A 25,850-nucleotide genomic window follows, 5' to 3' on the forward strand; every position below is an offset into this window, starting at 1 on the left:
TTCCGAAGCACCCACGTCCAGTCCGAGACTGCGTCCCGGACCAATCAGTCCTGCCCAGCATCAGCCGGCAAGACTATTCGAAGAAATCTTGGTCACCCCTTGACGAAAACCATAGGGGCACCCCCCCTTGCTACCTGACGGCGGCGCAGCAACTTCGCGCGAGGTTGCTGCGCCGCCGTCAGGTAATTCTGGGAGGGTGTGTTCGGCGTGCGCGTTGGACGAGGAGCCATTGCGGGTGCGGAGGGGAATCGCCCCGTGTCGGACCCGGGCGGTATCGTTATGGGCGACATGACTGCTGCAGCTGAACACACCGACCATGCCGCCGACGCCGACTCCCGAGCGGCCGAACTCCTCACCGGGCTCAATCCGCGACAGCGCGAGGCCGTGATCCACACCGGATCCCCGCTGCTCATCGTCGCCGGTGCCGGATCGGGCAAGACCACCGTCCTCACCCGTCGCATCGCCTATGCCCTGGCCACGGGACGCGCACATCCCGGTGAGGTCCTCGCGATCACGTTCACGAACAAGGCCGCCAAAGAGATGGCCGAACGCGTGTCCTCCATCGTCGGCCCGGCCTCCCGATCCATGTGGGTCTCGACGTTCCACTCCTCCTGCGTGCGGATCCTGCGCCGGGAGGCGAAGATCCTGGGCATGAAGTCGAACTTCACCATCTATGACGCCCAGGACGCGCAGCGACTCGTCGCACAGATCCTCAAGGAACTCGGCCTCGATACGAAGAAGTACGCACCGCGGGCGATCCTCCATCGGATCTCGAACCTCAAGAACGAGCTGCAGACCCCGGACGATTTCATCCCCCGTCCGAACAATCCCGCCGACGAGGTGCTCGCCGACGTCTTCCGGCGATACACCGCCCGTCTGCGCTTGGCCAATGCCTTCGACTTCGACGACCTCATCGCCGAGACCGTCCACCTCTTCGGGGCCTTCCCCGAGATGGCCGATTCCTACCGTCGTCGCTTCCGCCACATCCTCGTCGACGAATATCAGGACACGAACCCGGCCCAGTATGCGCTCATCAAGGCACTGGCCGGGGACGGTGCCGGTGGCGCGACCGGGGCCGAACTCACCGTCGTCGGTGACGCCGACCAGTCGATCTATGCCTTCCGCGGCGCCACGGTCCGCAACATCGTCGAATTCGAGAAGGACTTCCCGACCGCGGACACCATTCTGCTCGAGCAGAACTATCGGTCGACGCAGAACATCCTCGACGCGGCGAACGCCGTGATCGCCAACAACGACGACCGCAGAGAGAAGAAGCTGTGGACCTCGGAGGGCTCGGGCGAGCAGATCGTCGGCTGGGTCGCCGAGAACGAGCAGGGTGAGGCCCGCTTCATCGTCGACCGCATCGACGACCTCATCGACGATGAGAAGTACACCTACGGCGACTTCGCCGTGTTCTACCGCACGAACGCTCAGTCCCGCGCGATCGAGGATGCCCTGGTCCGCTCGGGCATTCCGTACAAGGTCGTCGGCGGCACTCGCTTCTACGAGCGCAAAGAGATCAAGGACGCCCTCGCCTACCTGCGCGTGATCGCCAACCCCGATGACGACGTCAATCTGCGCCGCATCCTCAACGTGCCCAAACGGTCCATCGGCGATCGCACCGAAGGTCTCATCGCGGACTTCGCCGACCGCGAGAACATCAGCTTCTACACCGCTCTGGGGCGGCTCGCTGAGATCCCCCACCTGAGTTCCCGCGCGCAGACTTCGGTGCAGAAGTTCTACGACCTCATGCAGGACCTCCGCTCCACTGCCGAATCCTCGCCGCTGTCGCGTGTCATCGAAGCGATCCTCGAACAGTCCGGCTATCTCGAATCGCTGCAGAAGAGCACGGATCCCCAGGATGAGTCCCGCGTCGACAACCTCGCCGAGCTCGTCGCCGTGGCCGAAGACTTCGTCGCCACCCGTGAGTCTGCCGCTGTCGCCGAGGCGGAAGAGACCGACACCCCCACCGAGGCGGCCGCGCCCGCAGACGACACCCCCACCGAGGCGGCCGCTGCCATCGATGAGACCGGCACCGCGGGTACCGCGCCCGGTGTCGGGCCGGCCGCGATCGACCAGTTCCTCGAACAGGTCGCTCTGGCCTCCGACACCGATCAGATCCCCGACGCGGAACTGGGACAGGTCACGCTGATGACGCTGCACACGGCTAAGGGGCTGGAGTTCCCGGTCGTGTTCCTCACCGGTCTCGAGGACGGCGGCTTCCCTCATTCGCGGTCGTTCGAGAATCCGCAGGAGCTGTCCGAGGAACGTCGTCTGGCGTATGTCGGGCTCACTCGTGCCCGGCAGCGGCTGCTCGTCACCCGAGCCGAGACCCGCAGCATGTGGGGCCAGCCGCAGTACAATCCGCCGAGCCGGTTCCTGGCAGAGATCCCGGAGACCCTCATCAGCTGGGAGAACACGGGCAGCTTCTCGGGCGGGTTCTCCGGGGGATTCGGTTCAGGTGGCTACGGCTCGGGAGGGACACCGTCCGGGTACTCGGGAGGCTCCCGCAGCTTCGGCTCGACCCGGTATTCGGGAGGTTCGTCGCGTTCCCGTTCGAACGCAAGCTCCTCGTCGCCGGTGGCAGGATTCCCCAACCGAATCCGTCCCAATCGTGAGGTCATCTCGGTCGAGGTCGGTGAGAAGGTCTCCCACGAGTCCTTCGGTCTCGGCACCGTCACCGAGGTCAACGGTGTCGGAGACAAGACCGTGGCCGTCGTCGATTTCGGTTCGGCCGGGTCGAAGCGCCTGCTGCTGCGCTACGCCCCGATCGAAAAGCTCGGCTGAGACGGCCTGCCGGGCCTCACTCCCGGTCGAATACGTCGAGGGCGACTGCGGAAACCGCAGCGAAGCCGGGCAGAAGACGAAAGCGCCGAGGAGAACTAGAGTTCTCCTCGGCGTTCTTCCATGCCGGACGCGGCTATGGATCAAAGATCATTCGTTGCCAAGCTTGCCATCGACTCCGTCGCGACCCTTGTTGATCTGGTCATCGAACTTACCACCGGTGGCGTTGTTAGCGGCGTCAGCAGCCTTATCCAGGCCCTGGTCGCTGATCTTCTCACCCTTATCGCTATTCAAGGCGTCCTTGGCTTTGTTTGTCAGATCGTCCAGTCCCATGCTGTCTCCCTTCCTCGGAAAGGGTTCTCAGCGAACCCCTTGACGCCTTTCACCCTGCCACCGATTCCGTCGGCACGACACCGAGGAGCCCCGTTTCTCAGCGAATGCACATAAACCTTGTCTTCTGGTCTTCAGCGTGCCTTCGAGGCCCTCACGGTCATCGCGAGGTGGGGACGATGAAGGCCAGACTGACGAGGAGCACCGCGAAGAGGAGACATGTCGCGATGTCGACGGTTTTCGAACGGTTGGTCCACACATCGGTCCACGGCTCGGGCATCGCCCGCAGCGCGGCCAGAGCAGTGGGAACGACCGCCAGAACCACGGCGCCGACCCGGAAGTCGATGAACGTACAGGCCGCGGCGGCGATCGCGCCCACGAGGCACCCGAGGAGCACCCAGTCGCGTCTGGTGGGATGGGCGTACCGGCGTTTCCAGTAGATCCACCGTTTCGCGATCGGGCCTCTCCCCCGCCGTGCGTGGCGGGGGTGAGGACGCTTCATCTCAGTGGAAGAAATGGCGGCTCCCGGTCAGGTACATGGTGATGCCGGCTTCTTCCGCAGCCGCGATGACCTCCTCGTCGCGGATCGACCCGCCGGGCTGGACGACGGCGCTCACACCGGCATCGATGAGGATCTGGAGACCATCGGGGAACGGGAAGAAGGCATCGGAGGAGGCGACAGCACCGGTGGCACGTTCGGCACCGGCGCGCTCGACGGCCAGCTTCGCGGAGTCGACGCGGTTGACCTGCCCCATGCCCACACCGACGGATGCGCCGCCCTTGGCCAGCAGGATCGCATTGGACTTCACGGCCCGTCCGGCCTTCCACGCGAACTCGAGGTCGGCGAGGATCTCCGGGCTGGCTGCCGGTCCGGCCGCCAGAGTCCAGTTCTGCGAAGAATCGCCTTCGGCCTGGAAAGCGTCCCGGTCCTGGACGAGGAAGCCGCCGCTGATCGGTTTGATCTCTGCGGTGGGAGCATCGATGTCTCCGAGTGCGAGCAGACGCAGGTTCTTCTTCGTCGAGAGGATCTCGAGCGCCTCGGCGCTGAAGGACGGCGCGGCCAGGCATTCGGTGAAGATCGGCTTGATCGAAGCCGCCAGATCGGCATCGACTTCCCGGTTCGTGGCGATCACGCCGCCGTAGGCCGAGAGCGGATCGCATTCGTGGGCGGCGCTGTGGGCGGCGGCGGCAGTCTCGGCAACGGCGATGCCGCACGGATTCGCGTGCTTGATGATGGCCACGGCCGGCTGGGCGAAGTCGAATGCGGCACGGATCGCGGCATCGGTGTCGGTGTAGTTGTTGTATGACATCGCCTTACCACCGAGCAGTTCGGCGCCGGCGATTCCGCGAGTGCCGTCGGAATAGACCGCGGCCGCCTGGTGCGGATTCTCCCCGTAGCGCAGGTCGGCGATCTTCTCACCGGTGACTCCGGCGAACGCGGCTTTGTCGTCTCCGGCGAGCTCGGAGGCGAACCAGGAGGCCACGGCGGAGTCGTAGGCGGCGGTGTGGGCGAAGGCGCGGGCAGCGAAGGAACGCCGAGCCTCGAGGTCGAAACCGTCTCCGGCAGCGGCTTCGAGCACCGATGAATAATCGGCCGGGTCGGTGACGACGGCGACGGTGGGATGGTTCTTCGCCGCCGCCCGCACCATCGACGGTCCGCCGATGTCGATCTGTTCGATGCAGTCATCGAATCCGGCGCCGCTGGCGACCGTGTCGGCAAAGGGGTAGAGGTTGACGACGACGAGGTCGAAGGGTTCGATCTCGAGTTCGCTGAGCTGCTCGAGATGCTCAGGTTTGCGGGAATCGGCGAGGATTCCGGCGTGCACACGTGGGTGGAGGGTCTTGACGCGGCCCTCGAGGCATTCGGGGAACCCTGTGAGCTCTTCGACCTTCGTCACCTCGGCTCCCGCCTCGGCGATCTTGCCGGCAGTGGAGCCGGTCGACACGATCTGGACTCCGGCCGCGTGGAGTCCGCGGGCCAGCTCGTCCAACCCGGTCTTGTCATAGACGCTGATGAGCGCCCTCTTGATCGTGCGGGTTCCTGTCACTGATCCTCCTTGAGGTTCGGTCGCCGGTCGGTTCTTCTCACGGCTGGGGTCAATTGGCGGTCATCGCCGAGGCGGCATATCCGCGGACATGCCGACCGTCGACGACGAGGTCGGAGTGGGCCAGGTGCGCGAGCAGACGCACCAGCTCTTCGCGTTCTCGGGCCTTGATGCGTTCGTGCACGGTCTCTTCGGTGTCGTCATCATCGATCGGCACTGCGTATTGGGCGATGATCGGACCGGTGTCGACGCCGGCGTCGACGAGGTGGATGGTTCCGCCGGTCAGCTTCACTCCATGGGCGAGAGCATCGCGGACGCCGTGTGCGCCGGGAAACGACGGCAGCAGTGCCGGGTGCGTATTGATGATCCGCGACGGGAACGCTGCGACGAAGCTCTCGCCGAGGATGCGCATGAACCCGGCCGAGACGACCCAGTCGGGTGCGAGTTCGGCGACGACGTCGCGCAGCTCTTCGTTCCATGCGGCACGGTCGGCGAAGTCCTTGGGGCGGACGACGAAGGTGGGGATGTCATGCTTCTGGGCCCGGTCCAGCACTCCGGCCGTAGGCGAGTCCGAACCGACGGCGAGGATGTCGATGCCGTGCTTCCCATCGGCGAAGGCGTCGATGACCGCCTGGGTGAGGGTACCGGATCCTGAGGCCAGAAGAACGATGCGCACCCGACCAGTCTAACGTCTGTGGCCGGGCTCGGTCGCCGCCCCACCATCACCGGCAGGCATCTTGCCGAGGCATTTGTCAGGCGACTATGACAAACTGGCGGGGTGACGTCACCACACAGCACTGAAGAGAAGAAGGCGCCGACTCCCGAAGAGGAGAAGCAGGCTGCTCCGGCACGACACGGGCTCGTCCTGATCCTGCTCATCCTCGCGTCCGTTCTGACGTTCACCTATCAGCTTCCGTTCAAGCTTGCCGCGATCGGCTTCTCCATCGCCGCGATCGTGTGGTCGGTGAAGTACATCGTCGCCGTGGTCAAGACCAAGCAGCGTCGGAACATGTCGTTGGGCATCCTCGGCGGACTTCTCAGCCTCTATCTCATCTTCTCGACGGCCTCGTCGATCATCCTCTGGCCGGTGCAGTCGAACTACGAGGAGTGCCTGCGTGATGCGATCACGCAGCAGGCTCAGCTCTCATGCACCAGCGAGTACCAATCCGGGCTCGGAGACTGGTTCAAGCAGCTCACCGGGCAGGAACTCGACCTGCCGGGCACCAAGTGATCTTCGCCCGTCCGGGCTCGCCCAGCCGAGACTGACCCGTTCAGCACAACGACCGGCGGCACGGCGAGCGGCAGCACGACGGCGACCGCCGAGCAGGCGTTGCGTTCGATCAGGCCTCGCGCCACGCCGCCTCTGACCGCGGCTGGTCCATCTCTTACCGCGGCTCATCCTCGTCGGATGCTGGATCATCGAGATCCGCGGCCTCCGGCTCAACATCGCTCTGCTGCGCGTCTTCGCGGTCGACGCCCGCAGATCCATCGGACGAGAACTCATCTCCATCGGTCTCGCTGTTCTCCTGCTGCAGGCTCGACAGTCGGATGAGGAGCAGTCCGACGGCCAGTCCCACTCCGATCCACACCGTGATGGCAACGGCCGACAGCAGCGCCGACGGGCCGAAGCCGGCGAGACCGAACGGTCCCAGCGCTCCGCGCGAGAAGACGCCGAGGACTGCAGAACCGACGAACAAAATGCCGGAGGCGACACCGAGGCCCGGCCATGAACTCTCAGCGACTTCGCGAGCCCGGACCCGCCCCAGGATCGTGCCCAGCAGCCCCAAGAGGACCAAGATCACCGGGGCCGCCATCGTCCACGCGGGGTATTCGCCGCTGAGCAGCTGCAGCACCGGGACATCGGGCACCGGCGCGGAGGTCGACCGGAACGCGGAGCTGACGTCCGCTCCGCCGACGACGACTCCCGTCCCGGCGCTCCACGACAGGGCCGAGTAGAGGATGCCCGGAGCGAAGAGGAACTGGACGATGAACAGTCCGACGCCCGCGGCCAGCGGCGCGCTGTAGACCTGCAGCGACTCGGCCACCGCCTGCCAACGGACGACGAAGCCGACAGCGAGCACGAGCACAGCCGCCGCCAACGCGCCCCACAGCAGACGACGAGCCAAACGGGTCCCGACGTTCCACGTCTCGTCATCGACAGTGCGCAATCCGGGGATGTCGCCGATGCCGCGGACCCTGAGGAAACCGCAGGCCACGGCAGTGACGAGGAAGAGGAGAAGGCGGAGGATCCCGGACGGGGTGATGCCGGCGTGACCGACGACGATGGCGAGCACGAGCAGAGGCCCGGCGTAGCCGACGACGAAGGTGCCGAGAGCAGCAGCCATCACCGTCCACCACTGGCCGGGTGTGTCCTCTCCGGTGTCCGAGGTGTCAGCTGCTGCACCCTCGACCAGCCGCTTCGCAGCACCGGCCACGAGGAACCACAGTCCGAGGGTGACCAGGCTGGGAGCGATGGAGAATTCGAAACCGAGCGTCGACACGCTCAGGCCCGAGACTGCCGCCCACAGCGCGAATGCCCATTCGGGAATCGCGGAGTAGGGAAGCTGCGAGCCGAGTCCGACGATCCAGAAGACGATCGCCGCCACGAAGCCGGCAGGCACGATGATGAGGTCGATCTTCACGACCTCGAGCAGAGCTGCGAGGATCGGACGACGATAGGGCTGGGGGTGAGGAGAAGTGTGCATCACGACCATTTTCGCTGACAGCGGGGCGGCTTCCTGGTATTGACAACGCGATTCCCTGCTCTGGGACGTACAATTGCGCCAGGACAGGCTTGTACACGCAAAGGATGAACCCAACGATGAGCAACGGGAACGATCACCCCCATTTCCCGCCACCACCCAGCGAGCCTCCGGAGGCCGGCCGATCGAAGCCGAACTCGGAACCGCAAACGGACGCAGGCATCGAGGGTTCGGCAGCACCCGACGATGTGAAGAAGCCGCCGGAAGCCTCGGCAGACTCGGATTCCTCCGGGTCCGCGGTTCCCGACGACCAGGCTCCCCCGCTGGGACAGTCCGGAGACGGCTCCGCGACGCGCCCCACCGTGGCCCCGGCCTCATCGCAGCCGAATCAGGCGCCTCAGTACTCGGGCCCCGGAGCACAGAACGCACAGAGCGGCCCGAATGTGCCCTACCAGAACTCTCAGTATCAGAGTGCGCAGGGCCCTGCTGGTCAACACCCCGGAAGCCAGCCCCAGGGCGGTCAGCATCAAGGCGGCGCCCCGTACCCCGGAGCACAGAATCAAGCCGGACCCAATCAGCCCAGACCCGACCAGCCGAGCCAGTACTCGTCGAACCCGTATCAGACCGGTTCGGGACCGGACAGCCAGCGGACCGGTTCCGGTCCCGGACAGTCGCAGGCCATCCCGCAGCCGGCGCCGGCTCCGGGCTTCGCCGGTTCGCAGGCGACCGCAACACGGGCCGACTCCCGCCCCGAGAAGAAGAAGAGCAGGCTTCCGCTCTTCATCACACTCGGTGCCGTCGCCCTCGTCATCATCCTCGTCCTCGCCGGCATCTTCGTCATCGGCAGCGTCAACAAGAACAAGTACGGGCCCGACAAGGTGGCAGAAGACTACATCGCCGCGCTGAACAAGGGCGATTTCGCGGCTGCGGAGAAGATCGCGCCGTCACCGCGTCCTGAAGGGACGAACCTCGACCTGCTGTCGAAGAACTTCACCGAATCCTCCTCGGCGAAGATCGAGAAGGCCAAGGTCGAGTCCTCCAAGGTCGATGGGGACAGCGGCAAGGTCCTCGTGTCCTATGAACTCGACGGCAGCGAGTACAACGTCGAGCTGGCAGCGAAGAAGGATGGCAAACAGGACCTGTTCTTCGACAAATGGACGCTGACCGGGCCCGAGCTCAATGTCATCTCCCTCGACGTTCCCGCCGCTGACGGTCTCACCGTCAACGGTCAGGACTACACGGCGAAGTCGGGAACCACGTCGTTCGCCGTCTACCCCGGCAAATACGACTTCAAGATCCCCAAGAGCAAATGGGTCTCGGAGGCCTCGGATTCCGCCGGAGTGAACTTCCCGAAGGCTTTCGCCCCGGGCGGTCAGCCGAACCAGGGTCAGGTCTCCCCCACGACTCTCAACCTCGATCTGGCACCGACGGGCGCGTTCGAGAAAGAAGTGCAGAAGCAGGTCGAAAAGGAACTCAAGAAGTGCTTCGACAATAAGAGCATCAAGCCGAAGTGCAAGTTCATCAAGTACGACCCGACCGAGATCCCTGTCGGAGGTTCGGACAAGAAGCTCGATGATCTGGCGAAGGACGGCACCGCGAAGTGGGACATGAAGAACATGCCCAAGGTGAAGGCCAGCTTCGGTACGGCAGATACGAACACCGGTTCGTTCTTCACCGACAAGCCCGGCAAGTTCAACTTCTCCGTCGACGGCAAGAAGTCCGGTTCCTCATACTTCTCCAACGGCAACGCACTGTCGGTGTCGGGAAGCGTGAAGATCGACGGAGACAAACTCAAGGTCGAATTCTTCGACTTCTGATCCTGCGCAGCTTGACCACCTCGCCGAGGCGGTGAGAGCACGAAGGCGGGCCCGCAGCGACCGATACCGGTCACTGCGGGCCCGCCTTCTTCGTTGCGAATCCGCTCAGCCCATCGCCGTCCGGGTCGGGCGCTCGACTCCGGCGACGTCTTCGAACCAGGAACCTGCGGCCATGACCGATTCGTCGGCGAAGCGCTTCCCGGCGATCTGCACTCCGATGGTGCGCCCATCGGCCGTGAACCCGCCCAGCACGGTCGCGGCAGGCTGTTCGGACATGTTGAAGGGCATGGTGAACCCGATGTGTCCCATCGGCTCGTGCACTCTCGGGTAGGGCATCGGCTGCTCGGCCGGGAACGCCGCGCCCGGTGCTGTCGGCGAAATGATGAGGTCGAACTCGGCCGTGGCGGTGATTGTGCGACGGCGGATCTCCTGCACGCTGTGATAGCAGCTCATGAGCTCGACACCGCTGACGTCGGCCCCGCCCTGAGCCCACTGTCGGATATAGGGCAGGATGAGCTCCTGCTCCTCCACGGGCAGGGCCTTGAGGTCGCCCCAGGACCGGACCCTCCAGAACAGGTCCATGTCATGGAGCAGATCGTCGTCGATGAACGGGTCGAGGGGGACGAGCTCGGCGCCGGCGGCAGCGAACCGTTCGGCCGCCTCGGTGATCGTCGACAGCACCTGCGCGTCGGGGGCGACCCCGCACCCGGCGTCGAGCTGCAGTCCGATGCGCAGTCCACGCGGATCGAAAGCCGGCGAATCGTGTCCGGGAAGAGCCTGCGTCTCGTCGGCGGCGAAGCGCGGCAGCCTCGAATAGTCCCGGTCATCGGGGGCGGAGATGATGTCCATGGCGGCCTTGACGTCAGCCATCGATCGGGTGAGGGGCCCGGCGCATCGACCGAGGTACGGGGCGTCGAGCGGGACCCGACCGAAGCTGGGCTTGAGTCCGGTCAGTCCGAGCCAGGTGCACGGCAGGCGGATGGATCCGCCGATGTCCGAACCGATGTGGATCGGTCCGTACCCGGCTGCCGCGGCCGCTCCGGCCCCGGCGCTCGAACCACCGGTGGTGAGCGCGGGGTCGAGCGGTGACCGGGTGATGCCGTGCAGCGAGGAGACGCCCGAGGACAGCATGCCCCAGTCGGGCATCGTCGTGGAGCCGAGGATGACGGCACCGGCCTCTTCGAGTCGCTGTGTGATCGGCGCATCGTGGTCGGACACCGGCATGTCCACCCAGGCGTGCCCGCTGGGCAGCGGCACGCCGCGGCGGGCGATGTTCTCCTTGATCGTGACCGGCACCCCGTCGAGGTCGCTCAGCGGTCGGCCCTCTCGCCATCGGGCGGCGCTGGCCACGGCCGCGGTTCGAGAGCGTTCGTCATCGCGGTGGAAGAGTGCGTTGATGGTCGATTCGCATTCGTCCATGCGGTTCACGACCGCGCTGTGCACCTCAATCGGGTCGAAGTCTCCCTTGGCGAATCCGACGACCATGTCGGATGCGCTGTGATCGGCAAGCGTCGTGTTGCCCATGTCCTGCCCTTTCTCTCGATGATGAAAACCGTGTTGCCCGGCCCCGAGTGCGTGCCTCCGGTCCCGAGTGCGCACAACCGCGGCCCGACCCGTCGTGCCGCCGACCGGGGTCGGTGCCGTTCCGGCGTTGTTCAGCCGCTGGCGCCGAGCGCGTCCGTCAGGCTCGGGGTCGCAGCGATGAGTCGCCGCGTGTACTCCTGCCGCGGGTTCGCGTAGATGTCCTCAGTCGCACCGGATTCGACGATCCGGCCGTCTTTCATGACGATGATCTGCGAGCACAGGTGTTGGACGACGCCGAGGTCGTGGGAGACGAAGAGGAGGGTGAGCGCATAGTCCTCGACGAGGTCGGTGAGCAGGTTGAGCACCTGCGCGCGCACCGACACGTCGAGGGCGGAGACGGGTTCGTCGGCGACGAGGATCTGCGGCCGTGTCACCAGGGCTCGAGCGATCGAGATCCGCTGTCGCTGCCCGCCGGAGAATTGGTGCGGGTAGCGGCGCAGGGAGCGCGCGTCGAGGTCAACTGCCTCGAGCATCTCCTCGACCCGCGCGATGCGTTCGTCCTTCTCGACTCCTGCGGCGATGAGCGGTTCGGCGACGATGTCGGCCACGCGCATGCGCGGGTCGAGTGAGGCGAAGGGGTCCTGGAACACGATCTGCAGATTCTCCCGCAGGGCGCGCAGGGACCGTGAGCTCGCCGCCTCGACGCGGATGTCGCCGACGCGCACGTGCCCGGTGGTGGGCCGGTCGAGTCCCGAGAGGATGCCCAGCAGCGTCGACTTCCCCGATCCCGATTCGCCGACGATGCCCAATCGCTCCCCCGCCGCAACGCTGAAGTCGATTCCGTCGAGCGCGGTGACATCCGAACGGCGCCGACCGAACAGTCCCCGTCCCTTGAACACTCGGGTCACGTCTGCGACCTCGATCAGCGGTGCAGAGTCCCTCGCCGAGGCGGCCTCACCGACATCGTCGACCGCGATGTTCCCTCCCGCCGGGTCGTCTGCCTCGACGGTCTCGGTGCCGACCGGGTCCGGGGTGTCCTCCCCCGCCGAGGTCTGCGGGCCGGTGTAGGCGAGCGCGGTCTTGAGGGTGAAGAGGCGTCCGTTCCCATCGGTGGCTTCCAGGTCGGACGAGGCCAGGAGTCCGCGCGTGTATTCGTGCTGCGGATCGGTGAAGATCTCGGTCACGGTGCCGGTTTCGACGATGCGTCCGCGGTACATGACGATGACTCGGTCGCAGACACCGGCGACGACGGCGAGGTCGTGGGTGATGAACAGGAGCCCGGCTTCCACGGCCGAGACCCGCTCGGCGATGAGGTCGAGCATGTGTCGCTGCACGGTGACGTCGAGGGCCGTGGTCGGCTCGTCGCAGATGAGCAGCTTCGGCGAGTTCGCCAGCGCGATTGCGAGCATGACTCGCTGTCGCTGTCCGCCGGACATCTGGTGGGGATAGGCGAAGCGGGCGCTGTCCGGATCGGGCATGCGCACATCCTCGAGCAGCTCTTTCACCCGTGCCGGGATCTGGGCTCGTGGGATCTTGCCGTGGATGCGCAGCACTTCAGCGATCTGGTCGCCGATGCGCATGAGCGGGTTGAGTGCGCTCATGGGTTCCTGGAACACCATGGACACGATGTCCGAGCGCAGGCTCGCCAGTGTCTTCTCGTTCGCTTCGAGGAGGTTCCCGTGATGGCCCTGCAGGTGCACTCGGCCTTCGGCGTGCAGCTCTTCGGGCAGCAGCCCCATCACGGATTGGGCGGTCAGGGACTTGCCCGAACCGGATTCCCCGATGAGTCCGACCCGCTCGCCCGGCTCCAGGTTCAGACTGACATCGTGGAGCACGGCGGCGTCGGCACCGGAGGGGGTGATGGTGAGGTCGCGGACCTCGAGCAGATTCTCAGCCACGACGAGCCTCCATCTTCGGATCGAATCGGTCACGCAGCCCATCGCCGAGGAGGTTGAACCCGAGCACGGCCAATGCGATGAACATGCCCGGCCACAACGCGAGTTCGGGGTGGGTGGACAGGAACTGCTGGGACTCCTGGAGCATCCGTCCCCAGGAGGGCACCGGAGCCTGGGTGCCGAGTCCGAGGAAGGACAGCCCCGCCTCGGCGAGGACAGAGATCGCGAACGCCACGGAGGCTTGGACGATGACCATGCCGGCGATGTTCGGCAGCACATGGACGACGGCGATCGCCGAGACCCGGCGGTTCGATGCCCGCGCCGCGCGCACGTATTCGGATCCGAGCACCTGCAGCGTTCCGGATCTCGCCACGCGGGCGAAGCCGGGGATCGCTGCGATGCCGACAGCGATCATGGCCGGCCCCGTTCCCGGTGAGAACACGGCGGCGAAGATGATCGCCAGCAGCAGGGCTGGGAACGCCAGCAGGATGTCGTTGGCGCGCATGATCACCGCGTCGATCCATATGCCCCACGACTGTTTCGCGAACAGGGCCGCGATGATCCCGATCGGGGTGCCGATGAGCAGAGCGATGCCGACGGCGACGACTCCGACGAGGAGGGTGATCCGGGCTCCGAACATCACCCAGGTCAGTGTGTCCCGCCCGAATTTGTCCGTGCCGAACGGGTGGGCGAGGCTGGCGGACTGCAGACGGGCGACCGGGTCGATCTCGCTCGGGGCGTAGGGCGTCCAGATGAAGGACACGAGCGCCAGACCGACGATGAGGGTGACGAAGCAGGTGCCGATGATCATCGAAGCGTTGAGACGCAGCGACTGTCGCGAACTGGTCGCCGGTCCCCTCGCACGAGCGGTCGCGGCGTCGACTGCGACGTCATCGCGGGGGTCGGTGGCACCGGTGGGGGTCTGGCTCATGCGGCGTTCCTGATCCGAGGGTCGACTACGGGCACGAGGATGTCGACGATGAGGTTGATGATGAGCACCAGCAGGACGAGCACCATGACGATGCCCTGGACGGCGACGAGGTCGCGGTTGGCGACGGCGCGCACGAGTTCGGAGCCGATGCCGGGCAGGACGAAGATCTGTTCGATGATCACGGCCCCGACCAACAGGGTGGCCAATTGGACGCCGGCGACGGTGATGACGGGGATCGCCGCATTGCGCAGTCCGTGCACGAACAGCGCCCTCGTCTTGGTCAGCCCTTTCGCCCGGGCGGTGCGGATGAAGTCTTCGCGCATGACGTCGAGCACGGCTGAACGCACATAACGGGTGAGGATCGCCGCCTGCACGAGAGCCAACGACACCACCGGCAGGACGAGACGCAGAACGAACCCGCCGAATCCTTCGACCGGAGCCATCCACCCTTGGGAGGGGAACCAGCCGAGGCGGAGTGAGAAGACGATGACGAGGATGATCGCGGCAAGGAAGTTCGGGATCGCGATGCCGACCTGGCTGGCGGCCGAGATCGTCACACCGATCCAGTTGCGCTGTCCGAGGGCGGCGAAGGTGCCCAAGGGCACGGCGATGAGGATCGACAGGACGATCGCGGCGATGACGAGGATCGCGGTGACTTGGACGCTGTCGATGATGACCGGAGTGATCTCGGCACCGGTGACATAGGACGTGCCGAAGTCCCCGCCGAGCATGCCGCCCACCCAGTCGAAGTACCGGATCACGGGCGGACGGTCGAGGCCGTACTGTGCTTCGAGAGCCGCCACGGCCTCAGGCGTGGCATTCGTCCCCAATGCCACCTGTGCCGCATTGCCCGGCAGCAGGCTCATCAGGGCGAAGACCACCACCGAGGCGACGAGGAGGGACAGCGCGAACTGGATCGCGCGGTTGATCGCATAGGTGAGCATCGAACCGGTGGGTCAGTTCCAGCTCAGGTCGGCGATCTTGAACGCATCGGAGACCCGGTTGGCGGGGATCCCTCCGATGTCGGACTTGGCGATCACGAGGTTCGGGAAGAGGAACAGGAAGTCCGATGCGGCATCCTCGGTGATCGTCTTCGCGATCTCCTTCATTCCGGAGATGTATTCCTCTTCCGTGCCGGTGTCGGCCTTCTCGGCGATCTTCTCGATCTTCGCATCGTCGTAGCCGATGTAGTAGTCGTCGGAGAACACAGTGAGGATATCGCGCGGTTCGGCGTGGTTGATCACCGACATGTCGAAGTCGTGTTCGGTGAACGTCTTGTCCAACCACACGGCCGGGAATTCCTGGGTCTCGATGTTCGCTTTGAGACCGACCTCTTCGAGCTGGGCGGACACGATTTCGGAGATCGCCTTCGCGTACGGCAGGTTCGGCACGGTGAAGGAGAATTCCTCGCCCTTGATTCCGGCGTCGCTGACGAGCTGCTTGGCCTTCTGCGGGTCGTGCTTCCACACCCCGGTGAGATCTTCGTAGTACGGGTCGGTCGGCGGGACCATGGATCCGATGAGTTCACCGTAACCGGCCCAGGCGGTGTCGAGGACGGCCTTGCGGTCGATGGCGTACATGACGGCTTCACGGGCCTTCTTGTCCTTGAAGATGCCGTCCGCGTTGTTCATCGACAGCACGACTTCGCCGTTCGTGGTGCCGGAGACGATCTGGTAGTCGTCGCTTTGGAACTCTCCGGCCAGTTCGGGGGCCTGCAGGTTGGAGACGAGGTCGATCTCTCCGGACTTCAGTGCGTTCGACGCCGAGACCGCATCCTTGAAGTATTTGAACTGGACCTTCTCCAGGGCCGGCTTCTCACCCCAGTAGTCATCCCGGGCGGCGAAGTCGATCGACTGTCCCCGAGTGAACTTCTCGATCTCGAAGGGCCCGGTGCCGATCGCTTCGTTGGCCAGGTCCTCAGTGCCTTCGGTGTCGAACACGGCTCCGACGAGGCTGGTGAGGTTGAACAGCCACGTATTCGAGGGCTTCTTCAGTTCGATCTCGACGGTGTTGTCGTCGGGAGTGTCGATGGACTTGACGATGTCCATCTTCGCCTTGAGTGCGTTCTTCCAGTCCTTCTGCACCCGCTCATAGGAGAATTTCACGTCTTCGCTGGTCAAGTCGGCGCCGTTGGAGAACTTCACGCCTTCCTGCAGTTCGAAGGTGTAGGTCTTGCGGTCGTCGGAGAGACTCCAGTCCTTCGCCAGTGCCGGTTGGATCTCGCCCTCTTCGTCGAGGCGGACGAGGGATTCGTAGACGTTCTCCATCAGTGCCTCGGGGATGGCGACTCCCGAAGTGGAGGTGAAGTCGAGGTTGACCGGTTCGGCGGTGAAGGCGATGCTCATCGAATCCTTCTTCTCCCCGTCGTCGCCGGAGTCCGAAGCTCCCGCCGAACAGCCGGTCAGCAGCATGCTTGCGGCCGCCGCTGCCGCCACCCACTTCATGATGCGCGGAGTCTTCATTGTTCTCCTCGATTTCGCCGACCGCAGAGAGGGTCGTTCGCCAACACTCAAGCACCGTCAGTGTATCCGAAATTCTCACTAGTCGAAGCGCTCAGGTTCACATGTTGGATCAGGTGAGCTGGCCTGTCGGACTCACCGGACGAGAGCATGCGAACCGGTTCTTCGAGCCTCACGGACGGGGCGATGCGCAGTGTCCGGTCGAACTCCCGAACCCGAGCAGGTGACGTGAGACTTCAGAGATTCGTTTCGGCGGCGAGGACCTCGGCGAGAGCATCGAAGGCGATGCGGCGATGTGACCGCGAGTTCTTCTCCTCGGAGCTCATCTGCGCGGTGCTCAGCGTCGACCCGTCGGGGACGAAGATCGGATCGTAGCCGAAGCCGTTCTCCCCCATCGGCTCCGTAGCCAGGCGCCCGGGCATGACGCCTTCGGTGGTGAATTCGCGACCGTCAGCGGTCACCGCGGCCGCTGCGCAGCGAAACTGCGCACCCCGGTGTTCGGCGGCGATGTCGCTCAGCTGCGCGAGCAGGAGCTCGAGGTTGGCTCTGTCGTCGCCGTGGCGTCCCGACCAGCGGGCGGAGAAGATCCCCGGCGCCCCGCCGAGCACGTCGACGCTGATGCCCGAGTCATCGGCGATCGCGGTGCGACCGGTCGCCGCAGCGGCGGCGCGAGCTTTGATGAGGGCATTGTCGGTGAATGTCACCCCGGTTTCGGCGACATCGGCCAGGCCCGCCTCGGCGGCGGTGAGCACCTGGGTGTCGGCGCCGAGGACAGGGCCGAGGATGGCCAGCAGCTCCCGCTTCTTGCCCTCATTGTGGGTGGCGAGGACGAACGTCGTCATCGTGTCAGCACTTCGGACTGGAGGCGAGTGAGTTCGCTGCAGCCGTGCGCGGCCAGGTCGAGGAGTTTGCCGAGCTCGTCGCGATCGAAGGGTGCGCCCTCAGCGGTGCCTTGGACCTCGACGAACTTGCCCGAACCGGTCATCACCACGTTCATATCGGTTTCGGCTCGGGAATCCTCGACATAGGGCAGGTCGAGCAGAGGCTCACCGTCGATGATGCCGACGCTGATGGCGGCGATGGAGTCGATGAGCGGATTGTGGGCTGCGGGGATGAGACCGGTCGAGCGGCCCTTGTCGATGGCATTCGCCAGGGCGACATAGGCGCCGGTGATCGAAGCCGTGCGTGTGCCCCCATCGGCTTGGAGGACGTCGCAGTCGAGGACGAGGGTGTTCTCGCCGAGCTTCTCCATGTCGATGACCGCGCGCAGGCTGCGGCCGATGAGGCGGGAGATCTCGTGGGTGCGTCCGCCCAGCTTGCCCTTGACGGATTCGCGGGTGTTCCTGGAGTCCGTGGCCCGGGGCAGCATCGCGTATTCGGCGGTCACCCAGCCGCGACCCTGGCCCTTGAGCCAGCGAGGCACGCCTTCGGTCAGAGATGCCGCGCAGAGGACACGGGTATTGCCGAACTCGATGAGCGCCGAACCCTCGGCAGTGTTGATCCAGTCGGGGGTGATCCGGACTTCACGGAGTTCGTCTGCCTGACGGCCGTCTGCTCGCACGGTGTGCCTCTTTCATGTTTCGGTTGCGGGTTGGTCTGATGTGCCTTCGCCCCTGCGGCTCCGGCTCACACGGTCCAGGTGGCTCCGGGTTTCGCCAGCTCGATGGGACCGCGGTATTCACCGGCTGCCTCACCGCGGACGATGGAGCAGTCGGTCCAGATCGGAATGTGGGTGAGCACGAGCGCGGACACCTCGGCGTTCTGTGCCACGCGTCCGGCGCGTTTGCCGGTGAGGTGGATCCCGCGAGCGGTGTCGCGGTCTTCCTGGAAAGCCGCTTCGCAGAGGAAGAGGTCGGCATCCTTCGCCGCGGCGACGAGGTTGTCGCATTCGTCGCTGTCACCGGAGTAGGTGATGACGCTGCCTTTCGCGTCGGTGATGCGCAGCGCGTAGGCCTCGACCGGGTGGTCGACGAGGAAGGACTCGACGGTCAGCGACCCGATCTGATTCCGAGTGCCGTGGTCGAGGTCGGAGAATTCGAAGGCATGGTCGAAGTCCGAGTCGTCTCCCCCGTTGGCGACCGGGGACTTTCCGGGATCCGTGTAATACGCCCTCATCAGTCGCTCCTTCGCGCCGGCGGGGGCGAAGACGGGGGTGCGGGTGCGGATCGTGCCGGTGTCGGAGATGTCGCCGTTGAAGAACTTCGGATCGAAGCAGTGTTTGACGTAGAGCCCGGTCATGTCCATGCAGTGGTCCGGGTGCAGGTGGCTGAGGACGATGCCGGAGAGCCGGTCGGTGTCTACGGTCTGCTGCAGGGGGCTCAGCGCCCCGGACCCGAGGTCGAGGATGATGCGAGTCGGCGTGTCCTCTTCCGTTTCGATGAGGTAGCAGCTGGCGAGGGCACCGCGTCCGGGAAAAGAGCCGGCGGTGCCGATGGCGGTGAGTCTCATGTCTCGTCATCCCCTTGCTTCCGGGTCAGCAAGGTCGTTGTCAGTCGGTCCTGAATCCAGGTCAGGAAGTCGTACAGGGTCAGCGTGAGGTCTTCGGATTCGGAGAGCTCCTCACGGCGCGCGTACTTCTCATCCTGCGCGTCCTCGGTGTCGATGCCGAGCCGGACGGCGAGCACGAGCCGCAGATCGTTCAGGCCCTTCATCCACGCCAGGGTCTCGTCGTGGGTCAGGGTGATGTCGTTGCCCTTGCTCAGGCCCAGCAGCACGATGCGCACATTGTGTGCCTTGGCCTGTTTGAGGTCGAATTCGGTCAGCCGCCGGAATTCCGTCGACCGCTCTTCGTCTTCCGGGTCGACATCCGGCAGCAGCCGCAGCAGCGCCGGATCCTCGGGGCGGGGACGGCCGACGAGCCCGAGGCGGGCATCCCAGTTCTCCGAATCCGGTCGGGAGCCGTCCTCGGACCCATCGTCTTCGGAGAGCAGGGCGGCGAGGTCGGTGAAGACCGTGAGCATGAGCGAGCGCTCATTGTCTTCGAGGCGGAGGACGACATCATCCCCCCGTGCGTCGATGGCTGCCATAGGTCAGTCGGATCCTGAATCGGGTTGGCACGCGGCCCACAGACCGTATTCGTGCATCGCTTGGGTGTCTCTCTCCATGGCTTCGCGGCCTCCGGTGGCGACGACGGAGCGCCCGTTCTCGTGGACTTCGAGCATGAGTGCGTCGGCTTTGTCCTCGGAATATCCGAAGTAGGTCTGGAACACGTAGCTGACATAGCTCATGAGATTGACCGGGTCGTTGAAGACCACGGTTCGCCAGGGCTTAGCCAGGTCCTCGGCCGGTCGAACGTCGACCTCCGGCTCGAGAACTGGTGTCGTTGGGTTGCTCACGTTTCCAGCTTACGGCAGAACACTGACGCTGTCGTGACGTAAGATCGCGCCTATGAGTGATCTCACACGGACCGATTCGACGGCGTTCTTCACGGATCAGTACGAATTGACGATGGTGCAGGCTGCCTTGGAATCCGGCGCCGCCCATCGCAAGAGTCTCTTCGAGGTGTTCGGCCGCAGCCTTCCCGCTGGCCGCCGCTACGGTGTCGTCGCCGGCACCGGTCGGATCCTCGAGATGATCCGCGACTTCCGCTTCGATGATGCGGAGCTGTCTTTCCTCAGCCGCGAGGACATCGTCGACGCCCGCACGATCGACTGGTTGGCGAACTACCGGTTCACCGGCAATATCCGCGGCTATGCCGAAGGCGAGATCTACTTCCCCGGCTCCCCTCTGCTGACGATCGAATCGACCTTCGCCGAGGGGGTCATCCTCGAGACGCTCATCCTCTCCGCGATGAACTACGACTGTGCGGTCGCGTCGGCGGCGTCTCGGATGGCGCAGGCGGCTGGCGACCGCCCCTGCGCTGAGATGGGCGGACGACGCACGAACGAACACGCCGCTGTGGCGGCGGCGCGGGCCGCGGTGATCGGCGGATTCGCATCGACGTCGAATCTCGCCGCTGGACTGACCTATGGTCTGCGGACAATCGGCACCTCGGCCCATTCCTTCACTCTGCTCCACGATTCCGAACGTGAGGCCTTCGCCGCGCAGCTGAAGTCTTTGGGCACCGATACGACTCTGCTGCTCGACACCTACGACGTCGAAGAGGCCCTGGCGACCGCGGTCGAACTCGCCGGTACCGGGCTCGGCGGGGTGCGGATCGACTCGGGTGACCTCATCGAGCAGGCCGGCGAGGTGCGCGAGGGTCTTGACCGCCTCGGCGCTCATGACACGACGATCACCGTCACCAGCGATCTTGACGAGTATGCGATCGCCGCGCTGGCCGCGTCCCCGGTCGACTCCTATGGTGTCGGCACCCGCGTCGTCACCGGTTCCGGCGCTCCGGCAGCGGGACTGGTGTACAAGCTCGTCGCCCGCGCCGATGAAGCCGGTGAGTGGACCTCGGTGGCGAAGCACTCATCGGGCAAGCCCTCTCGCGGCGGGCACAAGGAGGCGCTGCGCCTCATCGACGGCGCGATTGCGGTCGAGGAAGCCGTCGGCATTCCGGCCCTGCCCGATGATCTCGGTGAGGGTCGTCGTCTCAGCGTCGATCTCGTACGCGACGGTGAGGTCGATGAGTCCTTCACCGGAGCCGCGGGTGTGAAGAAGGCCTGTGCCCGCCACGATGAGTCTTTGGCGGAGCTGCCGCGTTCGGCGCGTCGACTGCAGGACGGCGAGCCTGCCATTCCCACAGTCTTCTATTCCGCCTGATCTCCTGCGGCCGGACCGCCTCGGCGGCCGCACCGCCCTCCTCCGTCGGCTTCGGGGTCCGGCCCGGCGGCGTCACTTCTTGCCGATGAACCAGCCCTGGAGCTTCTTGATCCGGGCTTGGATCTGCTCACGCGTGGCCTGAGCGACCGCCGGTCCCCCGCACGCTTTGCGCAGTTCGACGTGCACGTTCTGGTGCGGTGTGCCGGTGCGCCTGGACCAGGCGCCCACGAGGCTCTGCAGCTGGTTGCGCTCTTCCTTCATCGCTCGGTGTTCGAGTTCGCTGGTCTCGACTTCCGGTGCCGGAGGGCCCGTGGCCGTCTTGCGTTTGGCCTGACGTGCCTGTTGGGTTCGCAGCAGTTCGTGGACCTGGTCGGGTTCGAGCAGGCCGGGGATCCCGATGAAATCGAGTTCGTCTTCGGAGCCGATGGCACCGCCGGTGCCGAATTCGCCGCCGTCGAAGAGCACTCGGTCGAACAGGGCTTCCGCGCCGAGGGCTTCGAACGAGCCGAGCTGGTCGGAGGAGGCGCCCTCATTCCGGTTCGCCTGCTCCATGGCCTGGTCGTCGAAGACGACGACATCATTCTCGTCCTCGTTCTTCGGCCGGTCGAGAGCGTGATCGCGTTCGGCTTCCATCGAGTTCGCCAGGGCCAGCAGCACCGGCACGGACGGTAAGAACACCGAGGCGGTCTCGCCACGTTTGCGGGCGCGGACGAAACGGCCGATCGCCTGGGCGAAGAACAGCGGAGTCGACGAGGAGGTCGCATAGACGCCGACGCACAGACGTGGAACGTCGACACCCTCGGAGACCATGCGCACGGCGACCATCCACCGGTCGGTGGAGTTCTGGAACTGTTCGATCCGTTCTGAGGCTCCGACTTCGTCGGAGAGGACCACGGTCGGCTTCTCTCCCGTGATCTCATGGAGGCGTTTGGCGTAGGCGCGGGCTGCGTCCTGATCGGTGGCGATGACGAGTCCGCCGGCGTCGTGGACGGTGCGGCGGACCTCGGTCAGCCGGATGTCGGCCGCCTTGAGCACGGCCGGGATCCAGTCGCCCTTCGGGTCCAACGCGGTGCGCCAGGCCTGGGAGTTGATGTCCTTGGTCGTCTCCTCACCGAGGACGTGCGACATCTCGTCGCCGGCCTTGGTCCGCCAGGTCATGGCGCCGGCGTAGGCGAGGAACAGTACGGGACGGACGACCGAGTCCTTCAGTGCCCGGCCGTAGCCATAGGAGTAGTCCGCCACCGAGGTGCGGATGCCGTTCTCGTCGGGCGCGTACGTGACGAACGGAATCGGTGAGGTGTCCGAACGGAAAGGGGTTCCGGTCAGAGACAGCCTGCGCACGGCAGGACCGAACGCCTCGCGCACGGCATCACCCCACGACAGGGCGTCTCCGCCGTGGTGGACCTCGTCGAGGATGACGAGGGTGCGGCCGGCTGCGGTCCGGTTGTGATGGAGGACCGGTTTCGCGGCGACCTGCGCATAGGTCAGTGCGACACCGTGGTAGCCGGGTGCGTGCTTGCCCTGAGAGTTCTTGAAGTGGGGGTCGAGCTTGATCCCCACACGGGCTGCGGAATCGGCCCACTGCACCTTGAGGTGCTCGGTGGGTGCGACCACGGTCACGCGGTTGACGACCCGTCGGGCCAGGAGTTCGGCGGCCAAACGCAGAGCGAAGGTCGTCTTACCGGCCCCGGGAGTCGCGACAGCGAGGAAGTCCTTGGGTTCGGTCTTGAAGTAGAGCTCGAGAGCCTCCGCCTGCCAGGCACGCAACTTTCCGGCTGTTCCCCATGCCGCACGTTCGGGGAAAGCCGGTGGAAGCTGTTCTGCCGCGGAGGTCCCTGGAGCTCCAGGGAGCTGTTCCGCGGACATCTACTCCTGCGGTCCTTCGGACATCGTTTCGTAGATCTCTTTGCACTTGGGGCAGATCGGGAACCGCTCGGGATCGCGAGTGGGAACCCACACCTTTCCGCACAAGGCGATCAGCGGAGTCCCAGTCACCATGGACTCCATGATCTTGTCCTTGGGCGCGTAGTGGCTGAAGCGCTCGTGATCTCCGGGCTCGGCAAGCTGCTCGGTCTGCTCGCGCTCGATCGTTGCTGAACCGCCTGAAGCTGGAATGGTCATGGCTCCATTGTAGTTCCCTAGAATGAGAGTCATGGACCAGGCCTACGACGAATCCCTCACAGAACGCTACCGCGAGCTCAGCGATGACATCGCCGCGGCAGTCGCCATCGTGTCTGCCACCCGTGGCAGCGCTCTTCACGCCATCACCGTCGATTCGTTTCTCGACGTGTCCTACGATCCGCCGACCATGGCGGTGAGCATCTATTCCGGTTCAAGGATGATGGAGACCTTGGAGACGAGTTCGCATTTCGCGATCTCGCTGCTGAATTCGGATCAGCGGGATATCTCCGAACGCCTCGGAGCGTCGGGCCAACCGCTCTACGGGTCCCTCAAGGGGGTGGACACCTTCCCCGCCCCACAGGCGGGTCAGCCGGTGCTCACCGAGGCTCTCGCATGGTTCGAGCTCGAACTCACCGAGGTGCTCGACGTCGCCACGCACAATATCGTCGTCGGTCGGGTTGTTGCTTTGGGCGCGGGGACGAATGCCGGAACGAATCGTCCTCTGCTGCGCTGGCGCAAGGGATACGGCACCATCGGACAGCGCTGAGACTCGGCTGCGCCCAGCACACGAACGAGGCCCTGCCCACGGCCGACACTCTTCGCAGCGAAGGAAGTCGGCGGTGGGCAGGGCCGTCCAGCTGTGGCACCCGATGGCGCGCCTCAGGCTGTCGCCTGTCCCCCAGCTGCCATCGGCTCGGCCGTGGCTGCCCGGTTGCTGCCGCTCAGCCGTGGGCTGAGCGGTCGGCAGGGGAGGAGGTCAGACGACCCCTTGGGCGAGCATGGCTTCGGAGACGCGGATGAAACCAGCGATGTTGGCGCCGGAGACGTAGTCTCCGGGCTGACCGAACTCATCGGCCGCGGCCGCGCAGCTGTCATGGACATCGCCCATGATCTCGGCGAGCCGCGCCTCGGTGAAGTCGAAGTCCCACGAGTCGCGGCTGGCGTTCTGCTGCATCTCGAGGGCGCTGGTTCCCACGCCTCCGGCGTTGGCGGCCTTGCCGGGAGCGAAGAGCACTCCGGCTTCGGAGAAGATCTTCACGGCCTCCGGGGTGCACGGCATGTTCGCCCCCTCGGCGAGGGCGATGAGACCGTTCTTGACCAAGGTCGAGGCCGAATCCGCGTCGAGCTCGTTCTGCGTCGCACAGGGCAGTGCCACATCGACCTCAACATCCCAGACGTTTCCACCTTCATGGTAAGAGGAACGTCCGCCGTGCTCCACAACGTAGTCGGAGATCCGACCGCGCTCTTCGAACTTGATGCGCTTGACGAGTTCGGTGTCGATTCCGTCCGGGTCGTGGATGAAGCCGGATGAGTCGGACATCGTGATGACGGTGCCGCCGAATGCGGTGACCTTCTCAGCGGCGAACACAGCGACGTTGCCCGACCCGGAAATCGAAACCGTACGTCCGTCGATGTTCTTCTTCGCCGCGGCGAGCATGTCCTTGAGGAAGTAGACGACACCGAAGCCGGTGGCTTCCGTGCGGACCATGGACCCTCCGTAGGACAGACCCTTACCGGTGAGGACACCGGCTTCGTAGGAGTTCGTCATACGCTTGTACTGTCCGAACAGATAGCCGATCTCACGGCCGCCGACGCCGATGTCACCGGCGGGAACATCGCGGTATTCGCCGATGTGGCGTGAGAGCTCGGTCATCAGCGACTGGCAGAAGCGCATCACTTCCTGGTCGCTGCGGCCCTTGGGGTCGAAGTCTGCTCCGCCCTTGCCGCCGCCGATGGGCAGCCCGGTGATCGCGTTTTTGAAGATCTGTTCGAAACCGAGGAACTTGACGATACCGAGGTTGACCGAGGGGTGGAATCGCAGACCGCCCTTGTAGGGTCCGAGAGCCGAGTTGAACTGCACGCGGAAGGCACGGTTGATCTGAACATCGCCGGCGTCGTCGATCCATGGAACCCGGAAGATGATCTGACGTTCGGGTTCGCACAGACGTTCGAGTGCGGAAAGCTCCAGGTACTCGGGATGCTTATCCACGACGGGGCCCAGGGAATAGAGGACTTCCTGTACCGCTTGGTGGAACTCCGACTCTCCAGGATTACGTTGGAGTACCGTGTCCAAGATTGGCTGCAGTGATGGATGTAGGCTCATACGCCCAAACATACCGTGACACTCATAACATGACTCCGACCGCCCGGATTATGGACACGACTGTCTGGCAACGTCGATTGAGATATAGAACTCGACGGCCTCATATCAGTGTGAGAATGCGCCGAAAGGACGATTCCTCTGATCCGATCGAACGCCATCTCGATGCCCTTAGGAGTTCAATTACGAAAGACAAATACAAAAGGACGGCGGTCCGTCGGTTCCTCGGAATCGACTGAACACCACCACGCCACACTGCCCACAAACCACCAAGAAACACGGTTGTGGTCAGCAGCAACACGACCCATGAATACGAGGAAGGCCCCGCCCAACCCCCACACAAACAGGAATCAGACGAGGCCACCCCCACCAAAAAATATTGCGGCAGTCACTTACTCTCCCACAACCACCAAGTTGCAGTACCATCAGCGCGC

23 protein-coding genes are annotated in these 25,850 nt (G+C 64.9%); 5 read left to right on the plus strand and 18 right to left on the minus strand.

Annotation, left to right across the window (positions count from 1 at the left end; all coding sequences use genetic code 11):
- Positions 1–288 precede the first annotated feature (288 nt).
- Positions 289–2,787, plus strand: coding sequence for a UvrD-helicase domain-containing protein (locus ACPUD7_RS16685; RefSeq protein WP_425120540.1), 2,499 nt, complete (start codon positions 289–291; stop codon positions 2,785–2,787).
- 147 nt (positions 2,788–2,934) lie between these two features.
- Here the strand turns inward: ACPUD7_RS16685 and ACPUD7_RS16690 are convergent, their stop codons facing one another.
- The 4 genes from ACPUD7_RS16690 to purN form a co-directional block, all read right to left on the minus strand.
- On the minus strand, positions 2,935–3,117 hold the full coding sequence (locus ACPUD7_RS16690) for an Rv0909 family putative TA system antitoxin (RefSeq protein WP_135542130.1): 183 nt from the start codon (positions 3,115–3,117) through the stop codon (positions 2,935–2,937).
- A gap of 157 nt (positions 3,118–3,274) precedes the next feature.
- On the minus strand, positions 3,275–3,616 hold the full coding sequence (locus ACPUD7_RS16695; protein WP_135542132.1) for a DUF3017 domain-containing protein: 342 nt from the start codon (positions 3,614–3,616) through the stop codon (positions 3,275–3,277).
- Position 3,617: 1 nt separating this feature from the next.
- The gene (purH, locus tag ACPUD7_RS16700; protein WP_425120541.1) at positions 3,618–5,162 is read right to left on the minus strand and encodes a bifunctional phosphoribosylaminoimidazolecarboxamide formyltransferase/IMP cyclohydrolase; all 1,545 of its coding nucleotides are present in this window, start codon (positions 5,160–5,162) and stop codon (positions 3,618–3,620) included.
- Between the two features lie 49 nt (positions 5,163–5,211).
- A complete protein-coding gene (purN, locus tag ACPUD7_RS16705; RefSeq protein ID WP_425120542.1) occupies positions 5,212–5,835 on the minus strand; it encodes a phosphoribosylglycinamide formyltransferase in 624 nt (207 codons plus the stop codon).
- 102 nt (positions 5,836–5,937) lie between these two features.
- Here purN and ACPUD7_RS16710 point away from each other — a divergent pair, with 102 nt between their 5' ends.
- A complete protein-coding gene (locus ACPUD7_RS16710; RefSeq protein WP_135542138.1) occupies positions 5,938–6,390 on the plus strand; it encodes a hypothetical protein in 453 nt (150 codons plus the stop codon).
- A 154-nt stretch (positions 6,391–6,544) separates the two neighbouring features.
- On the opposite strand, the gene ACPUD7_RS16715 is transcribed toward ACPUD7_RS16710, so the two are convergent.
- The gene (locus tag ACPUD7_RS16715; protein WP_425120543.1) at positions 6,545–7,864 is read right to left on the minus strand and encodes a DUF6350 family protein; all 1,320 of its coding nucleotides are present in this window, start codon (positions 7,862–7,864) and stop codon (positions 6,545–6,547) included.
- A gap of 116 nt (positions 7,865–7,980) precedes the next feature.
- On the opposite strand from ACPUD7_RS16715, the gene ACPUD7_RS16720 reads away from it, so the two are divergent.
- The gene (locus ACPUD7_RS16720) at positions 7,981–9,678 is read left to right on the plus strand and encodes a hypothetical protein (RefSeq protein ID WP_425120544.1); all 1,698 of its coding nucleotides are present in this window, start codon (positions 7,981–7,983) and stop codon (positions 9,676–9,678) included.
- 105 nt (positions 9,679–9,783) lie between these two features.
- Here the strand turns inward: ACPUD7_RS16720 and ACPUD7_RS16725 are convergent, their stop codons facing one another.
- The 10 genes from ACPUD7_RS16725 to clpS all read right to left on the minus strand — a co-directional run bounded on the left by ACPUD7_RS16725 (position 9,784) and on the right by clpS (position 19,822).
- Positions 9,784–11,202 carry an amidase gene (locus tag ACPUD7_RS16725; RefSeq protein WP_425120545.1) on the minus strand — a complete coding sequence of 473 codons (1,419 nt, stop codon included), beginning with the start codon at positions 11,200–11,202 and terminating at the stop codon, positions 9,784–9,786.
- A 131-nt stretch (positions 11,203–11,333) separates the two neighbouring features.
- Positions 11,334–13,100 (minus strand): dipeptide ABC transporter ATP-binding protein, encoded by a 1,767-nt coding sequence (locus ACPUD7_RS16730; RefSeq protein ID WP_135542144.1) that lies wholly within the window; start codon positions 13,098–13,100, stop codon positions 11,334–11,336.
- Positions 13,093–14,028 (minus strand): ABC transporter permease, encoded by a 936-nt coding sequence (locus tag ACPUD7_RS16735; RefSeq protein WP_135542146.1) that lies wholly within the window; start codon positions 14,026–14,028, stop codon positions 13,093–13,095. Before ACPUD7_RS16735 ends, ACPUD7_RS16730 begins: the two co-directional genes overlap by 8 nt.
- The gene (locus ACPUD7_RS16740; RefSeq protein ID WP_135542148.1) at positions 14,025–14,972 is read right to left on the minus strand and encodes an ABC transporter permease; all 948 of its coding nucleotides are present in this window, start codon (positions 14,970–14,972) and stop codon (positions 14,025–14,027) included. Before ACPUD7_RS16740 ends, ACPUD7_RS16735 begins: the two co-directional genes overlap by 4 nt.
- A 12-nt stretch (positions 14,973–14,984) precedes the next feature.
- Positions 14,985–16,490, minus strand: a complete 1,506-nt coding sequence (locus ACPUD7_RS16745) for an ABC transporter substrate-binding protein (RefSeq protein ID WP_135542150.1) — start codon at positions 16,488–16,490, stop codon at positions 14,985–14,987.
- Between the two features lie 233 nt (positions 16,491–16,723).
- On the minus strand, positions 16,724–17,329 hold the full coding sequence (gene rdgB / locus ACPUD7_RS16750; protein ID WP_135542151.1) for an RdgB/HAM1 family non-canonical purine NTP pyrophosphatase: 606 nt from the start codon (positions 17,327–17,329) through the stop codon (positions 16,724–16,726).
- Entirely contained in the window at positions 17,326–18,048 is a 723-nt protein-coding gene (gene rph, locus ACPUD7_RS16755; RefSeq protein WP_135542153.1) for a ribonuclease PH, read from the minus strand. The genes rdgB and rph overlap by 4 nt, the downstream gene beginning before the upstream one ends.
- Before the next feature lie 65 nt (positions 18,049–18,113).
- Positions 18,114–18,935: an MBL fold metallo-hydrolase gene (locus ACPUD7_RS16760; RefSeq protein WP_135542155.1), complete on the minus strand. Its 822-nt coding sequence runs from the start codon at positions 18,933–18,935 to the stop codon at positions 18,114–18,116.
- The gene (locus ACPUD7_RS16765) at positions 18,932–19,513 is read right to left on the minus strand and encodes a DUF2017 family protein (RefSeq protein ID WP_135542157.1); all 582 of its coding nucleotides are present in this window, start codon (positions 19,511–19,513) and stop codon (positions 18,932–18,934) included. Before ACPUD7_RS16765 ends, ACPUD7_RS16760 begins: the two co-directional genes overlap by 4 nt.
- 3 nt (positions 19,514–19,516) lie before the next feature.
- Positions 19,517–19,822 carry an ATP-dependent Clp protease adapter ClpS gene (gene clpS, locus ACPUD7_RS16770; RefSeq protein WP_135542159.1) on the minus strand — a complete coding sequence of 102 codons (306 nt, stop codon included), beginning with the start codon at positions 19,820–19,822 and terminating at the stop codon, positions 19,517–19,519.
- A 52-nt stretch (positions 19,823–19,874) separates the two neighbouring features.
- Between clpS and ACPUD7_RS16775 the strand changes: the two genes are divergently transcribed.
- Positions 19,875–21,194 (plus strand): nicotinate phosphoribosyltransferase, encoded by a 1,320-nt coding sequence (locus ACPUD7_RS16775; protein WP_135542161.1) that lies wholly within the window; start codon positions 19,875–19,877, stop codon positions 21,192–21,194.
- A 72-nt stretch (positions 21,195–21,266) separates the two neighbouring features.
- Here ACPUD7_RS16775 and ACPUD7_RS16780 read toward each other — a convergent pair whose 3' ends face one another.
- The gene (locus tag ACPUD7_RS16780; protein WP_425120546.1) at positions 21,267–23,060 is read right to left on the minus strand and encodes a DEAD/DEAH box helicase; all 1,794 of its coding nucleotides are present in this window, start codon (positions 23,058–23,060) and stop codon (positions 21,267–21,269) included.
- Positions 23,061–23,315 (minus strand): DUF3039 domain-containing protein, encoded by a 255-nt coding sequence (locus ACPUD7_RS16785; RefSeq protein ID WP_135542165.1) that lies wholly within the window; start codon positions 23,313–23,315, stop codon positions 23,061–23,063.
- 31 nt (positions 23,316–23,346) lie between these two features.
- Here ACPUD7_RS16785 and ACPUD7_RS16790 point away from each other — a divergent pair, with 31 nt between their 5' ends.
- Complete coding sequence (locus tag ACPUD7_RS16790; RefSeq protein WP_135542167.1) at positions 23,347–23,862, plus strand: flavin reductase family protein; 516 nt, start codon at positions 23,347–23,349, stop codon at positions 23,860–23,862.
- 210 nt (positions 23,863–24,072) lie between these two features.
- Here ACPUD7_RS16790 and gdhA read toward each other — a convergent pair whose 3' ends face one another.
- Positions 24,073–25,419, minus strand: coding sequence for an NADP-specific glutamate dehydrogenase (gene gdhA / locus ACPUD7_RS16795; protein ID WP_135542169.1), 1,347 nt, complete (start codon positions 25,417–25,419; stop codon positions 24,073–24,075).
- Between the last annotated feature and the right edge of the window lie 431 nt (positions 25,420–25,850).

The sequence above is a fragment of the Brevibacterium sp. FAM 24630 genome, assembly GCF_049804075.1.
Lineage (GTDB): Bacteria > Actinomycetota > Actinomycetes > Actinomycetales > Brevibacteriaceae > Brevibacterium.